Origin of the sequence: Haliscomenobacter sp., from assembly GCF_965225875.1 — a bacterium.
Taxonomy (GTDB): domain Bacteria; phylum Bacteroidota; class Bacteroidia; order Chitinophagales; family Saprospiraceae; genus Haliscomenobacter.
The window spans coordinates 957698-972748 of record NZ_CBDDBS010000003.1 but is presented as its reverse complement, the minus strand read 5'-3'; the positions used below and the strand labels follow the sequence as shown (position 1 = coordinate 972748).

The following is a 15051-nucleotide window of genomic DNA, read 5'->3' as shown; positions in this document are numbered from 1 at the left end:
GGAACACAAGAGGGCAATAATCCCTCGGCCAATTTTGCTTAAAAGTGGTCTGTTTTTTTTTGTTGCTTCATTTGGTAGCATGGAATAGGGATAAACAGACCATAAAGGGGGCCAAGTCTGTTGCATAAAACAAAATCGCTACCAATCTAACCTTTTTTAGTGGCAAATAGTTGTGTTACAATTGGTTTGATTTGCAGGCAGGGGGGTGTCTAAGCACAAAACCCTTAATTTGGGGCAATAACGTAAAGTGAAGCATCAATTGACTTCACTTTACGTTATAAATTTAAGTTTATTTACTCCCCTTCTCCACTACTTTTATCAGCATCCCCGCTGTCACCTGATCCTTCTGTTGCATTCCATTCAGAATGGCATGCTCTTCGAGGCGTTTGTCAGTTACGCCAAAACTCTTCAGGGCATCCGCCAATGTACCAGTACGGTTCACGGTTTTGACGCTTACCCGTTCAGGATACACGTTGATCCGGGCGGGATCGGTCAGTTCGCGGAAATTTTTGAAGGTATTTTGAAAAGTCAGGGCATACGTATTGTAGTCTGCCGCAGTGGCCATGCCATAAAAGCGGTAGATGTAATTGTCGTATTGGATGCAATAAATGTTGATGCGCAAAGTTTGGGTGCCTTGCTGGGTTTTGGTCGTCTGTTCTGCCACCATTGCAATGGCTGGGAAACCATTGACCGTCAAATTCTGGGAATCAATCAACTTCAAAGAGTCCTGACTGATGGTTTTAGTAGCCGCCTCGCGCAAGGTTTTTTCAGGCGCCAGGTTAAAAATAATGGCTGCTTTGCCATCCTTGGGTGCCATTGCCACCTGTTGGGGTGAATTTTGCAACTGCCAATCGGCAGGAACAGGGAATTGAAACTTGAGCACCGGGTGATAAAAAACATTGTTGAGCGTATACCCTTGCTTTGGGTCAGGGCCATACACAATGCCGTCAATCATGCGCAAATACTTATCCCGATTCACCGCCAAATTGTAATTGTTGGTCTTTTTCTGTTCAGCATCGGCCAACTCCCCTACCCTTTTGTAGCGATCCAGTGGATTCGGGTGTGTGGACAAAAAGTTGGGTACTCGGCCTTCAGGGCCGCCGCTCAAACGGTCGATGGTACTGAAAAAGTCTGCCATTTCCTTGGCATCATAGCCAATTTTAGTAGAGTATTCTACCCCAAGTTCATCGGATTGGCTTTCGTGATCCCGGCTGTTTTTCAACAACAACAATTGCATGCCTTGGGACAGGGGTTCGGCAAATTGGGCGGCACCGGGCACTGCAATCAGTACTCCAATTAGTCCAATTCCACTCAAAATCTGGCTTCTTTGTTGCAAAGCTCCGTGACGTGCGGTGACGTGGCCAATTTCGTGGCCTAATACCCCGGCAAATTCAGCTTCGTTATTAAAATGAGCCATAATGCCTCGGGTAAAATAAACATAACCACCTGGTAAGGCGAAGGCATTCACCACGTCAGAATCCACTACTTTAAATTGGAAGGGCAAGGCAGGCCGGTGAGACACTTTGACCATCTGCTGGCCTTTTTCATTGATAAAAGCCTGTAGCTTGGGGTCATCATAACTACCAAACTCTGCAATCACCTGTGGATCGGAGGCCTTACCTACGGCAATTTCTTCCTGTTCGGACATTACAAGCAGTTGTTTTTTGCCAGAAACTGGGTTAACAACCGCGCAGGAATTAAGAAAAAGTACCGAGGCCAATGTAAACATCGGTAGCATGCGCAGAAATATCTTTTGCATTTTTTGCATGGTTTGCATGATTTTGATTTTTTGGGTAAAACAAATATATGGTTTAGACGTAAAACGTTCTATAAATTCACTTTTTAGGTGAAAAACGCCTTAATTTTTTTTATTGGTACAAACAAATTGTTAATATTTACAACAATAGGGCGAATCAAATAGTTGCCACTTTTGATTCGCCCTATTGTTGTAAATATTTGATTTTCAATAAAAAAATTAAATATCGTGCAATTTACTTCTCCTCTTCTTCCTCTTCTTCCCCTTGAATAGGAATGACAAAAGCACTCCTGCGCGGAGCAGGAACTTTGGAATTTCTACCTCGCACCGCTTTCCAGATCACTTCATTAAAGGTCAAATCTGGTGCACGATCTTCTTTTTCTAAATCAAAAGAATGCGACAATTTTGACCAATAATCGTCGATGGTATTGCGCATGGTCAGGCTGATTTGATTGCTCTTTGCCTCATACGTACTAAAATCCGGTTTTTTGGTAAAACAGGCGTACATCGGTCTAGCCGCAGCATCGTATTGACTCATCGGGCTCAGGCCCAGAATCAATTCCATGGTGCGCAAAACGCTTGAGGTAGAATACATGCTGCTTTCCACGTGTTTGCGTTTGGTATATGGACTAATCACCAGGCAGGGCGAACGGTGCGCATCAATGTGATCGGGGCCATTTTGGGCGTCGTCTTCCAGCACAAAAATGGCGGATTCTTTCCATATTTTACTTTTGGAAAGGTGTTCCACAAAACGTCCCACCGCCAGGTCATTGTCGGCTACCATAGAAGCGGGGGAAGGCACCCCTACCCTAGCTCCAGCCGTATGATCGTTGCCAAAGCGCACAAAGTTCATGCGTGGTACCTGGTTGATGGCCAGGAGTGAGTCAAAGTCAGCCTTCCAACGTTCAAAACGAAAAATGTCCTGAATAGAAAGGTTGTAGCCAGGAAATTTGGCACACAAATGCCCTTTCAGGTTAGGCATATACGTTTCTCCGTAGTCGGCCCAAATGCCATAACTCCGGTAACTCAGACCAGCGGCTTTACATTTGTCCCACAAAAATCCGCCCTTCGACCAGGCGATTTCTTTGGAACCCTCATATTCGTAGTTCCCGCCTCGGCTACCATAATTGGTCGGCCAGGTTTTTTCCACATAGTCATTGGCATAGGCCGAAGTAGACCAGTTGTGGCCATCGGCGCTTACTTCTGCGTCTACATAAAAGTTGTCGAGCAAGACAAATTCCCGGGCGAGTTTGTGCATGTTGGGGGAAACTGAATCCGGGAAAAGACAAAGCGAAGGATCGCCGTTGCCTTCCTTGATGTCGCCCAAAACCTGATCGTAAGTGCGGTTCTCCTTGATGATGTAAAACACGTATTTGATGGGGGAAGGATCGCCAACTTTACGGGGAATAGGATTACCAACTTCTCCATCTGCTTGCATTTCCTTGTTTTTCCGATAGGGTGTATTTCCGTAAACCAGTTTGGTAAAGGCAGGTAGCTCTTCGAGACTTGGAACCGGGATAAAAGATAAGGTGCCTTTGAACAAGCCCCCGATGTATTCGGTATCTTTGGTTCTGGCTTTGTAAGGATTGGGGCCTTTGGGATTGGCTTTGGAACTCAGGCCTTTTCCGTTGGTCACTAGCAATTGATTGCCCACAAAACGGACAGAAGTTGGATACCAGCCCGTAGGAACAAAACCCAGGGATTTGGTTTTGCGTGCCTCACTCACGTCAAACAGGGCCAAACAATTGTTGTCGGCATTGGCAACAGCAAGCATTTTACCGTCTTCGGATAAGGCAATTGAGTTGGTGGTAGATCCGATGGGGGCATCAGGGTACAAAGCAGCTACGATGGTTTCGACGATTTGCCCCGATTGCAGGTCGATCACTGAAACGGCATTGTCGTCGGCACACGCAACGTAAAGATAGTGGGAGTCTTTGCTGAAAACCATTTCATTCGGGTGAGAACCCACCGGAATCTCGTTTTCTATTTTGTCTGTTTCCGTATTGTAAACGGCAATGGCCGCACCTCCCCAAATCGAGAGGTAGAGTTTTTTGCCATCCGGTGCCAACAAACAGGTGTATGCCGCCGCTTTGAGTTTGATCTTTTTTTCCAGCTGTTTGTTCTCTACCTTAAAGGTGTACAAAGTACTATCTCCTTTGGTCACACAAAACAAACGGTCTTCTTTGCTAGACAAGGCAATTCCAGCAGGAGATGCCGCACCTTTTGGCCAGCGATTGCCCAAGACCAGGCTGTCGCGCAATTTCAAGCGATCATTGTCGATGTTATAAATGCGGATTTGGTTGTCGTAGCCACCGGAGGCATATAAGGTCTTAGCGTCTTTGCTCAAGGCCAGGCCGTACCAGGCTTTGGGAATTTCCAAATCGTGTAGCACTTTTCGGGATTTGGTATCAATCCACATCAAGCTGTGTTTGGATTGGCCATTGTTGCTGACAATTGCCCGGCTTTTATCGCTGGAAAGCAGCATATTAAGGGGTAAATTCCCCAGCTCAAGTTGTTCTCCAACCGGGGTGAGTGACCAGCCGTTGGGAAGCATTAGTTTTTTGACCTCACCATAACGCCCCAGGCTCAGGGAACTTTGCCCGGATTTGTTGCAAGAATTGAGGCCAAAAATGCTAAGCAAAAAGATTAGAAGTAGAAGTGTTTTAATTTTCATGACAGAGCGGATTGATGAAAGTTCTATAAAAATCTTAACAATTCCGCATAGTTTCACTATTCTTGAGTTAAGAGTTTGTGAAACATCAGTTATTTTACGTCACTTTTCGCCAAAAACGAGTTATATGCTCAAAGTGTCATCAATTTGTCAAGGATGACGCTTAAGCTCCAAAAATATTGGTCATGAAAACGGAAATTAAAGAATTGGTTGCTGAGGGAAAGGTGGATGAAGCATTGGATCAGTTGGTCGCTTTTTTGGAAAGCAAAATGGACCAGTATTCCCCACTCTACCGTGCTGCACAAGTTGCTCAAAGCGAATTCAACCAAATCAAAGAAAAGGAACTCCAAGGCTTGCTGACCGAAGACCAAATCCGTCTGGCCAACAACAAAGCCATCAATAAAGTACTCGAAATCCTGGAACAAATTGAGCGGGGAAGCACTTCGGCTCCCTTGCCCAATCGCCGGGTTTGGTGGTGGTATGCAGCTGGTGGCGCAGCCTTGACCTTGATTGTTGTGCTTGTCCTGAAAAGTTTATCACCAAAACCAGTTGAACCGGATCCCCAAACCGACCCAGGTGATTCAACCCAGGTGGTGGACATCCCCAGTTTTACTTGCCCTGCATTTGATAAAAAAGCAGAATATCCCATTGCCATCTTTCAATTCACCACACTCAATCCAAAGGACTCCATTACTGATCAATTGTTGGTAGAAGAAATTGATGGCCTCTTCGCCCGCAATAAATACAATGCAGATGCGGCATTGGTGACCAAGATCAAAGGCTCGGTAGACTTGTCGGTTGCCAAGGCCATGATAGAAAAATGCCAGGCTAGAATGGTCATTTGGGGCCGGGTATTTGACAACAACGAAATCGAACTCAACTTTTATGAGCCCCAATTCAACCTGGATGAACAAGCGGATCTTGATAGCATGTTGCAATTTAGAAATCAGGGCAATTTTCAGGCTAGCATCAAGCATGCTGCCCTGATCATTGTTGCCAGAGTACTTACAGTTAACGATGACCCAGGTGCGGTAGCTTTGTCTGAAAAAGCTTTACAAGAAACAATTAAAAGCAATAGTACTGCTGCTAAAAGTACCCAAAAGAGCAATGCAGAATCGGTTGCCACTATGACGTTAGCCAATGCACATGCCAAGAAAAAGGATTACCAAAAATCAATCAAATACTACGACAAAATTTTGACCATCAAACCAAATGATACCTTAGCTTTAAGAAACCGGGCTATCGTTCAAATCAAAGTGAATGACATCAACGGTGCAGTAAAAAGCATTGACTCTATGAGGCATTACCAAAAATTGGAGGATCCCAAATTTTTGGACAAGGCTGGAGACGAGTTAAAAGAAAGAGGATTCACCCGGAAAGGTATCGAATTCAAGAAGGATGCTAAGGATGCCCAACTCCTAATCGATCAGCACCTCATAAAGAAAATACCCCAAGAACAGTAATGCATAGTGATGGTTTTGTAAATTGAGGTCGCTTTTAGGCGGAAATCACATTACAAAACCTCACTCGCCATGAAATGGTCGCTTAAAATAGCCAGAATTGCTGGCATCGATGTGTTCTTGCATTGGACCTTTATTGTATTGCTCCTTGGAGTATTTGTGGCTGGAATTCGTACCATCGGAAGCTCCGAAGGCAGTTTAAACGGTTTTATCTTCATTGTACTGCTTTTTTTGTTCGTTCTTCTTCACGAATTTGGCCATGCCTTGATGGGCAAACGTTTTGGTGTAAAAACCAACCACATTACCCTCCTTCCTATTGGTGGCGTTGCAGCGATGGAACATATCCCCGAAAAGCCCTGGCAAGAAATGCTTATTGCTTTTGCAGGTCCAGCCGTTAATTTTGTTTTGGCTATCCTCTTTCTGATCTTGTTGGCTTTCACTGGCCATGTGCCCGCTATTTCTGATTGGTGGAGCCCGGTGAGCAATGACAACATGATTTATTCTTTGTTTACTACCAATGTCATGTTGTTTTCCTTCAACCTGATTCCGGCTTTCCCGATGGATGGTGGACGGGTATTGCGCGCATTACTCGCCATGAAATACGGCCGCTACAAAGCCACTACCATTGCAGTCCGAATTGGCCAACTGTTGGCGATCGGCTTGGTTTTGTTTGGTTTGAGCGGCAATATTTGGTTGGTCTTTATTGGCGTATTTATTTACTTAGGGGCAGGTGCTGAAGGCAATTACGAATCAACCCGTTCGGCTTTGTCTAAATACAAGGTGCAAGACGCCATCATGCATCAGTTCACTCCACTACAAAGTACCGATACCATTGGAACCGCCGTACGCCTTTTATTGGATGGGCAGGAAAAAGAGTTCATTGTACTCGAAAATGATCAGGTGGTGGGAACGCTTACTCGCAATGAGATGATTGAAGGATTGGGACATTTCGGAAAAGAAGCCCAGTTAAGTGAAGTGATGAATCACACCATTTTGCGATTGGAACCACAAATGCCCCTGGATGATGTATACGATCAAATGACCGATGAAAACGTAGAAATTGCCCCGATTTTCGAAGGTGGGAAATTGGTTGGCGTGCTGAATCGGGATAATATAATGGAGATATTGGTGATTGACAATTCTCAGCCGCACCTGCGGTTTAGTTGAGAGAAATTGAGTACCCGGTAGCTGAGCGGAGCCGAAGCACCGGGTACTCAATTTCTCAACCTTTCACGTACATCACTTCCTTCACCGCTTTAATCACCCGGCTGGGGTTAGGCATATACGCATCCACCAAAGTAGATGCATATGGTAAGGAAGTATCTGCTGAACTAACCCGCACTACAGGAGCATCCAGGTAATCGAAAGCCAATCTTTGAAGGGTGTAAGCTACTTCTGAAGACACACTGGCAAATGGCCAGGCTTCGTCTACGATCACACAACGATTGGTTTTTTTCACTGAATTGATCAGGGTTTCCACGTCCAACGGACGGATCGTGCGCAAGTCGATCACCTCGGCAGAAATGCCCTCTTTTGCCAGTTCTGTAGCAGCATCCAGCGCAACAAGCGTCATTTTATTGTAGGAAATCAGGGTTACGTCGGTACCTTCTCGGCGAATGGCAGCCTTGCCAATTGGAACAAGGTACTCTCCTTCTGGCACAAGCCCTTTGTGCCCATACAAAAGTTCCGATTCCATGATGCATACCGGGTTATTGTCCCGGATTGCAGACTTTAGTAAACCTTTTGCATCAGCTGGATCAATACAGGAAATGACCTTCAAACCAGGTACATTCGCCATCCAGCTTTCAAAAGTCTGAGAGTGCTGTTGTGCCAACTGACCAGCAGCTCCGGAAGGGCCACGGAAAACGATCGGGCAGTTGAATTGACCAGCCGACTGCGAAAGGGTTTTGGCAGCATTGTTGACTATTTGGTCAAAAGCCAGGATGGCAAAATTCCAGGTCATGAACTCTACCACCGGGCGCAAACCATTCATGGCCGCGCCTACACCAATACCGGCAAAACCTAGCTCAGCAATTGGGGTATCGATCACCCTTTTGGGACCAAATTCATCCAACAAACCTTTACTCACTTTATATGCACCATCGTATTGGGCTACTTCTTCTCCCATCAGGAAAACGGTTTCGTCCCGGCGCATCTCTTCAATCAATGCCTCTCTGAGTGCATCGCGAAGCGCAAGTTCTCTACTCATATGCAGTTTTTGTCAATTTTAAAGCTTGTGCCTTTGCCCTGTTAAATTTAGGCGCAGCAAAAATAGAAAAAATCTCTACTTTTGTACCGAAAAGCAAAGCGCTAAAATAAAACCAATTGCCTTTGCGTTTGTTTGGACGAATTGTACATTCATTTTTTTGCTAATAGACTGAACATATGAAAATCCAAATCAAAAAATCTCAGAACATCTTGTTGGCTTGTGCAGTGCTTGCACTCACATTTTCCTGCAATCGGGGCTATGGATGTCCTACCAATTTTTCCTTTACTGATCTGATTACTGAAGCCATCAAAACCGCTGTAGCGCTGTTTTTTTAATCTATCCCTGTAGCCAAGACACCAATGAGCGATGACGCAGCTAATGATGAAATCTTCGTAACACAAGATGGTTCACACTCCATTACTGCATCTCGCTTTGGGGTGAGTTACCATTCCAAGTACGGTGCCATCACTGAATCCCGACATGTTTTTATCCAGGCTGGTCTATATCCCCTGTTGTTGAATACACCAGCAAAAATATCAATCCTTGAAATGGGGTTTGGTACTGGTCTCAATGCTTTGCTTACCTATCATGAAACGGCAAATCGCCAGGTGGAGGTGTATTATGAAGCTATCGAGGAATTTCCCATTTCGATACCTGCCGCGCAAAGCTTGAATTATCCTCAACTGATCGACGAAAATGATGCAACGTTGAATACAGCGTTTGTCCAGATGCACAATATGCCTTGGGAACAAGAAATCGCCCTTGCTCCACATTTCAATTTGCAAAAAAGATTGGGCAATTTGGAGGAACTTCAATTCGAGCCTCGATTCGACTTGATCTATTTTGATGCTTTTGCCCCAAGTGCTCAACCGGAATTGTGGACTGCAGCCATCATGCAAAAAATGTACGATTCGTTAAAGCCTGGTGGCGTTTTGGTGACCTATTGTGCCAAAGGGGAGTTTAAAAGAACGCTTAAATCGGTAGGATTTATAGTGGAGCGTATGCCCGGGCCTCCCGGAAAACGTGAAATGACCAAAGCCATAAAAGAACGCGCCTGAAGTGATGTGCAATCATTCAGGCGCGTTTTTCAGTTAGGGAACGTAATTTTTGGGTTTGCGCCCCCTTTTGGACTTTACGCCAGTATTCGGTACTTCAATGACTTGAGAAAGGTCGATTGGAGTCTCCTCTTCTCCTTTTCTCGATGATTTAATGGCATTGAGTTTACCGTCATCACCGTATAATTTTCGCGACATCTTGTTGTAGGCCAATGCTGCCTCTTCGGCCGAGGCAAACATGCCAATGTGCACTGATTTTCGATTGACAGAGATGACTGCCCGGTAACGGTTGTTTTCTTTATATACCCCAGTGTAGCCTACTTTGCTACTGGTTTTCCGTTTTCGACTTGCTACGGAACGGGATCTATAAATGAGGTTCTCCATCCGGCAATCTAGTTTGTTGCCGTTTTTGGCACCTACCAAGTTCTTATCACCACCCTTAGTGTCCACCAGAAACTTTTCTGCAATGATTTTATGCAGATAAATGGTTTCGGTTTTGTACCCTCCATCTGCTTTTTTCCAGGTTTTTTGGAAAACTGCGCAGCCACTGGAGTGACGCCGGAGGTTGTTAATGAAATCTACCTTAACAAGATACGGGTCAGTGGTAAGAAACTCGTAGATTTTGTCGTCCAAAAGGACTGACTCTTCTGCGTTTTTCAATTTAACTTTGTAAAGCACGCTCTCAAAATTTTAGTTATTCAAAATAAGGCATAGAATGGTAAACCTTTCTGTTCTAAGGGATTGCACAAGTAGCACTGAATGTTGTACTGTTTAGGTTTAGGGAAGTTAGCAAGTTTTTCCTAGGAAAAGTAGTTCTATTCGATCCAAGAGCTGGTTCTCTTTGTTCAATGGGCTGGAATTTACAGCTCTAAAGATAAACAAAATCAAAAAACGGATAACATTTATTCAACAATATTTACGTAAAAGCTATATTTTTCTTTGTCGTATGGCAGCAAAAGCACAAAAAAATATGGGAAAAGAGCAAATTTTCTTTATGAAAAGGTGTTTCGACCTGGCGCGTTTGGGAGCAGGAGCTGTTTCTCCCAATCCGATGGTGGGGGCAGTATTGGTTTACAATGGTAAAATCATTGGTGAAGGATACCATCAACGGTATGGAGGAGCGCATGCGGAGGTCAACGCCGTGGCATCAGTAGCAATGCACAATCGGGAATTTATTGCCGAATCCACCCTGTATGTTTCTCTTGAGCCCTGTTGTATTTATGGGAAAACGCCTCCCTGCACCAATTTGATCATTCAGGAAAAGATTACCAAAGTAATAATTTCTTGTTTGGATCTTACCCCCGAAGTCCGGGGGCGAGGAGTCGGGATATTGCGCGAACATGGCGTTGAAGTAATTACTGGAATTCTGGAAGAAGAAGGAAAAGCATTGGCTGCAACCCGGAATATTGCAGTTAGTCAGCAAAGACCTTATATCATCTTAAAAATGGCTGTTACCAGCAACGGGTACTTCGCTCCACTGGACCGGAGCCAGTTTTGGATCACTCAAGCGACGAGCAAAAGGTTGGTACACCGCTGGCGGAGTGAAGCTGATGCCATATTAATAGGTACCACCACTGCGTTGATGGACGATCCTCAATTGGACAACCGACATTATTTTGGTAAATCTCCTCTGCGTATTGTCTTGGATCGAAAGTTAAACTTACCTCCACACCTAAAGGTTTTTTCAGACGGGAAAAAAACCTTGATTGTTACGGAGCAAATCCCTGAGACCATTATTCAGGAACAAGTCCAATACCTCCAAATGCCCTTTGATGCCACATTTTGGGAAAAATTGATGCACATGTTATGGACGAATTATAAATTAGGAGTGGTTCTGATTGAAGGAGGGGCAAAAATTTTTGAAAGCATTGTTGCTGCTCAAATGTGGGATGAAGCCAGGGTTTTGGAGGGGCAAAACATTTTAGACAATGGTATCCCTGCCCCTGAAATACCAGGTATCCTGGTAAAAAAAATACCTCTAGGCTTGGATGATTTAAAAGTTTATCGAAATATTCACAGAAGTTAAACTTATTTTAAGGTTTACTTTTTGCAGCATAAATCGGGTGACCAAAGTGTTTTACCTTTGTCTTTAGTATACAGTAGGTGGATGGCTCGCCAACATTTACTAATTTTACAGAGAAAACAAACATTGCTGAGATGAGCAGATTGGGTATGTGTTTCGCTATGGTTTTGATGATTGGCTTAAATATTACGGCAGCAAGGGCGCAGGAACAACTGCTTTTGAAAAAAGGTACAACGCCAAAATCTGGTGTAACCGCAAAAGGCATAACTCCGCGTACCCCCGTTCGTAGCCAGGCAGTAACGCTTAATTGGGTAAGTTGGGATGAAGCTGTCGAATTGAACAAAAAGGAAAAGAAAAAAATCCTGCTGGATGTTTTCACCTATTGGTGTGGTTGGTGCAAAAAAATGGATGCTGAAACGTTCAGCAACTCCTACCTCGCCAAATACCTTAACGACAATTACTACCTGGTCAAATTGGATGCCGAATCCAAGGAACCATTGGAATACAAGGGAAAAGAGTTTCGCTATGTGCGTACCTCCAAAGGTGGTCACCATGAACTGGCTGAAGAGTTGTTACGCGGTCATTTGAGTTTTCCTTCCCTGGTGTTTTTAGATGAAAACATGGAAATGATTCAACCCATTCCTGGCTATCGGGATGCCGAAGAGCTTTTGATGATTTCCTCTTATTTTGGGACCGGTAAATACAAAGAAGTCCCCTGGTCCATCTTTCAAAAAGATTTTAAGGTGCCCGAAGGATTTAAAAGATAATTTGATTGTGCAACGCACTGTAGAGACGCACAGCCGTGCGTCTCTACAAAACAGCATTAAATATCATATTTGTCCAAGTTCAAATTGCGAATGAGTCTAATCAGTTTTTGTCCATAAGTTTTATCTGTAGCATAACCTGCCCTTCTCAAGCCATAGGCCCAGCTCTTGTAATCTTTACCATATTTCTGTAAATGCTCATAACGAGGGCTGCTCAATAAAACAGAGTGTTCTTCATAACTTTCCCACGCAGAATCAAAGACCCGGAACATATCGTAAACATCGTCGTCGGTGTAGTTGCGGCAAGTACAGCCCTTACATTTGCGCCGGCATTTGATGCCAAAATGGTTGTTGGATTCCAGGGCTAATTTGCTTTCCCCAGCGTTTGACTCTAACAATCCCTGAGCTAAGGTAATACTGGCTGGTATGCCGTATTTGTTCATCGCACGAATGGCAGCTGGGGCATATTTATCAATATAGGCTTGCATGGTTTGGGCTTTTTCTCCTCGCACCTCTCCCCCACTTTTATTCTGGCTTAACGCTGGTGTCAAGTTGGATACGCTAAATGTTGGCTCTGTTTTTGTTGTTTTGGCACTTGTTTTAGGTGTGCTTTTTTGGATCAATTGGCTAATGTTAATAGCCGGTACAAATACCGCTTGTTGACTGTTAATGGAATTTTCTAAACTGGTTTGGGTGGCCAGCATCATTTTTTTTTCGACAGATCCATCCATGTTTATTTGTAAACTAAGGTCTCTTTGAAACAAAAGGTGACCAGCAAGATAAAGTAAGATACTGTTAAACCAGTTGCGGCTTACCCATGCAAATAATTGATTTTCTTGCAAAAAGGCCAGGCTGCCTGAATTTTGGGTGTGGGTATTGTACTGCTTCATGGCAAATGATATTTTTTGTGTTAGCAAAGTTAAAACAAAAATGTTTTTAAACAAACAATTTATAAAACTTTTTGTGGCTAAAAAAACAAAGCTTCGATTTTACTTAGTGTAGCTTTTACACTACCTTTACCCAAGAAATTTCCAAAAAACAGTCCTAAAACAGCGCTCAGACCTATGATCATTGTAGCCGACAGTGGATCGACCAAAACAGATTGGATGCTTTTAACCGATGAAGGAGCACTATTGCTGCACACCATGGGTTTTAATCCTCTTTACCACAGTGAGGATTTGATTTATGATAAAAGCAAAGAAGAATTGGACAAGCACCAAGTAGATTTATCAAAGGTAAGCGCCATGTACTATTATGGTACTGCGGTATGGGATCATGCCAAGGCTGAAAAAATTGCCCGGGCATTGCGGCGCTTGTTTCCTAACGCTCATGTTGAAGTCGAACACGACTTGCTGGGAGCGGCCCGATCAACATGTGGCCGCGACCCTGGTATTGCCTGTATCATTGGCACTGGTTCCAATACCTGTTTGTTTGATGGTAAGGATGTAACCGATAACGTCACCAATCTCGGCTATTTTGTAGGTGACGAAGGCAGCGGTGCCCACCTGGGCAAGGCATTAATCCGGGCCTATTTTTACCGTGAACTCCCCCCCGATCTTGAAAAGGCACTGGAGGAACAAGTTCCGGGAGGAAAGGACGAAATTTTGGACAACGTCTACAGCAAGCCACAACCAAATGTATATCTCGCCTCTTTTACCAAATTTTTGGGCGAGTTTCGAAACCACTTTTTTATCCAGAAACTCATTTACCAATCCTTTGCGGAATTTATTGATCGCAATGTGCGAAAATATCCCGGGCACCTCAATCTGCCCATCCATTTTATTGGTTCGGTAGCGTATTACTTTCAGGATATTGTAAAAATTATCCTGGAAGAGCGTGGAATGAAGCCGGGAGTGTTTATCTTGAAGCCCATTGATACATTGGTGCAATTCCATCGCGCTCATGAATTGAGCCGCAACGCATAGGGGCAATGAAAAAATAAATGTTCATTTTGCCATAGGATTAAATAGGTAAACGGTTTAATTTAAGTGTCTTATCTAATCCTATGGCTTAAAAAAAATGAACATTTATTTTTGCCCCACTGTATAGGACAAACGGATAACCCAACAAGTAGTTACAAGTGATGAAAACAGACATTAAACGCATTGCCGTTTTCACCTCGGGAGGAGATGCTCCGGGGATGAACGCGGCTATTCGTGCAGTGGTTCGTACCGCCTCCTTCCACGACCTACATGTTTATGGTATTTCTCGTGGTTATGAAGGCATGATTGATGGCGATTTTAAACGTTTGGAACGCAAAGACGTTGCCAACATTATCCATCGGGGAGGAACCATCCTCAAAACGGCGCGGAGCAAACGTTTTATGACTCCTGAAGGCCGCAAAGCCGCTTATGAATCGCTACGTGCATTCGACATTGATGCTTGCATAGCCATTGGCGGCAATGGTACTTTTACCGGAGCCAACATATTTGCGCAGGAGCACAACATTCCAATTATTGGTTTGCCCGGCACCATCGACAATGACTTGTATGGAACCGATTACACCATCGGTTTTGATACTGCAGTAAATACCGCCATTGAGGCTGTTGATAAAATTCGCGATACTGCCGACTCCCACGACAGGGTCTTTTTTGTGGAAGTAATGGGTCGCCACGCTGGCTACATTGCCCTTCACACGGGTATTGGTAGTGGAGCAGAAAGTGTAGTTACTCCGGAAATCAGCGTTAGCATCGAAGACGTAGTAGGTGTTCTCCAACGCAGCGCCAAACGCAAAAAGCTATTTAGCTTAATCATTGTTGCGGAAGGCAGCACCTTGGGAAGTGCAAATGAGATTGCCAGCAAGGTCAATGAAAAAATGCCTGGCGCATTTGACATTCGTGTAGCAGTCATTGGGCACTTACAACGTGGTGGAGCACCCAGTCACCTCGACCGGATGCTGGCTAGCCGAATGGGCCATGCCGCAGTAGAAGGTTTGGTGCAAGGCAAAGCAGATGTCATGGCAGGTATTGTCAACGATGAAATTGTTTATACGCCATTTCACGAGGCCATTTTTACTGAAAAAGCTATCAACAATCAGTTGATCAAAATGGCAGGGATTTTGGCAATGTAGCATTGGACAATAAAAAATGCCCTCAAAACTGTTCTGTTTTGAG

General features: G+C 44.2%; 13 protein-coding genes. 8 read left to right on the top strand and 5 right to left on the bottom strand.

What is annotated here, in order from left to right; genetic code table 11:
* Nucleotides 1-289 precede the first annotated feature (289 nt).
* Complete coding sequence (locus ACO08K_RS24305) at nucleotides 290-1759, bottom strand: M48 family metalloprotease (RefSeq protein WP_421799080.1); 1470 nt, start codon at nucleotides 1757-1759, stop codon at nucleotides 290-292.
* A 232-nt stretch (nucleotides 1760-1991) separates the two neighbouring features.
* On the bottom strand, nucleotides 1992-4430 hold the full coding sequence (locus tag ACO08K_RS24300) for a bifunctional YncE family protein/alkaline phosphatase family protein (protein WP_421799079.1): 2439 nt from the start codon (nucleotides 4428-4430) through the stop codon (nucleotides 1992-1994).
* A gap of 182 nt (nucleotides 4431-4612) precedes the next feature.
* On the opposite strand from ACO08K_RS24300, the gene ACO08K_RS24295 reads away from it, so the two are divergent.
* Both ACO08K_RS24295 and ACO08K_RS24290 read left to right on the top strand, forming a co-directional pair.
* A complete protein-coding gene (locus ACO08K_RS24295; RefSeq protein ID WP_421799078.1) occupies nucleotides 4613-5890 on the top strand; it encodes a tetratricopeptide repeat protein in 1278 nt (425 codons plus the stop codon).
* Between the two features lie 69 nt (nucleotides 5891-5959).
* Nucleotides 5960-7054 carry a M50 family metallopeptidase gene (locus ACO08K_RS24290; protein ID WP_421799077.1) on the top strand — a complete coding sequence of 365 codons (1095 nt, stop codon included), beginning with the start codon at nucleotides 5960-5962 and terminating at the stop codon, nucleotides 7052-7054.
* A gap of 55 nt (nucleotides 7055-7109) precedes the next feature.
* On the opposite strand, the gene ACO08K_RS24285 is transcribed toward ACO08K_RS24290, so the two are convergent.
* Nucleotides 7110-8096, bottom strand: a complete 987-nt coding sequence (locus ACO08K_RS24285; protein WP_421799076.1) for a pyruvate dehydrogenase complex E1 component subunit beta — start codon at nucleotides 8094-8096, stop codon at nucleotides 7110-7112.
* Between the two features lie 176 nt (nucleotides 8097-8272).
* Here ACO08K_RS24285 and ACO08K_RS24280 point away from each other — a divergent pair, with 176 nt between their 5' ends.
* Nucleotides 8273-8431 carry a hypothetical protein gene (locus ACO08K_RS24280; RefSeq protein WP_421799075.1) on the top strand — a complete coding sequence of 53 codons (159 nt, stop codon included), beginning with the start codon at nucleotides 8273-8275 and terminating at the stop codon, nucleotides 8429-8431.
* Between the two features lie 24 nt (nucleotides 8432-8455).
* Nucleotides 8456-9154, top strand: coding sequence for a tRNA (5-methylaminomethyl-2-thiouridine)(34)-methyltransferase MnmD (gene mnmD / locus ACO08K_RS24275; protein ID WP_421799074.1), 699 nt, complete (start codon nucleotides 8456-8458; stop codon nucleotides 9152-9154).
* A gap of 33 nt (nucleotides 9155-9187) precedes the next feature.
* Here mnmD and ACO08K_RS24270 read toward each other — a convergent pair whose 3' ends face one another.
* Nucleotides 9188-9829, bottom strand: a complete 642-nt coding sequence (locus tag ACO08K_RS24270; protein ID WP_320028131.1) for a hypothetical protein — start codon at nucleotides 9827-9829, stop codon at nucleotides 9188-9190.
* Between the two features lie 163 nt (nucleotides 9830-9992).
* Between ACO08K_RS24270 and ribD the strand changes: the two genes are divergently transcribed.
* Nucleotides 9993-11177: a bifunctional diaminohydroxyphosphoribosylaminopyrimidine deaminase/5-amino-6-(5-phosphoribosylamino)uracil reductase RibD gene (gene ribD, locus ACO08K_RS24265; protein ID WP_421799073.1), complete on the top strand. Its 1185-nt coding sequence runs from the start codon at nucleotides 9993-9995 to the stop codon at nucleotides 11175-11177.
* Nucleotides 11178-11308: 131 nt separating this feature from the next.
* Nucleotides 11309-11941, top strand: a complete 633-nt coding sequence (locus ACO08K_RS24260; RefSeq protein ID WP_421799072.1) for a thioredoxin family protein — start codon at nucleotides 11309-11311, stop codon at nucleotides 11939-11941.
* 56 nt (nucleotides 11942-11997) lie between these two features.
* Here the strand turns inward: ACO08K_RS24260 and ACO08K_RS24255 are convergent, their stop codons facing one another.
* Complete coding sequence (locus tag ACO08K_RS24255; protein ID WP_421799071.1) at nucleotides 11998-12828, bottom strand: glycoside hydrolase family 73 protein; 831 nt, start codon at nucleotides 12826-12828, stop codon at nucleotides 11998-12000.
* Nucleotides 12829-13002: 174 nt separating this feature from the next.
* Here ACO08K_RS24255 and ACO08K_RS24250 point away from each other — a divergent pair, with 174 nt between their 5' ends.
* Nucleotides 13003-13863 (top strand): hypothetical protein, encoded by an 861-nt coding sequence (locus ACO08K_RS24250; RefSeq protein WP_421799070.1) that lies wholly within the window; start codon nucleotides 13003-13005, stop codon nucleotides 13861-13863.
* Nucleotides 13864-14021: 158 nt separating this feature from the next.
* Nucleotides 14022-15008 (top strand): 6-phosphofructokinase, encoded by a 987-nt coding sequence (pfkA, locus tag ACO08K_RS24245; protein WP_421799069.1) that lies wholly within the window; start codon nucleotides 14022-14024, stop codon nucleotides 15006-15008.
* Nucleotides 15009-15051: the final 43 nt, after the last annotated feature.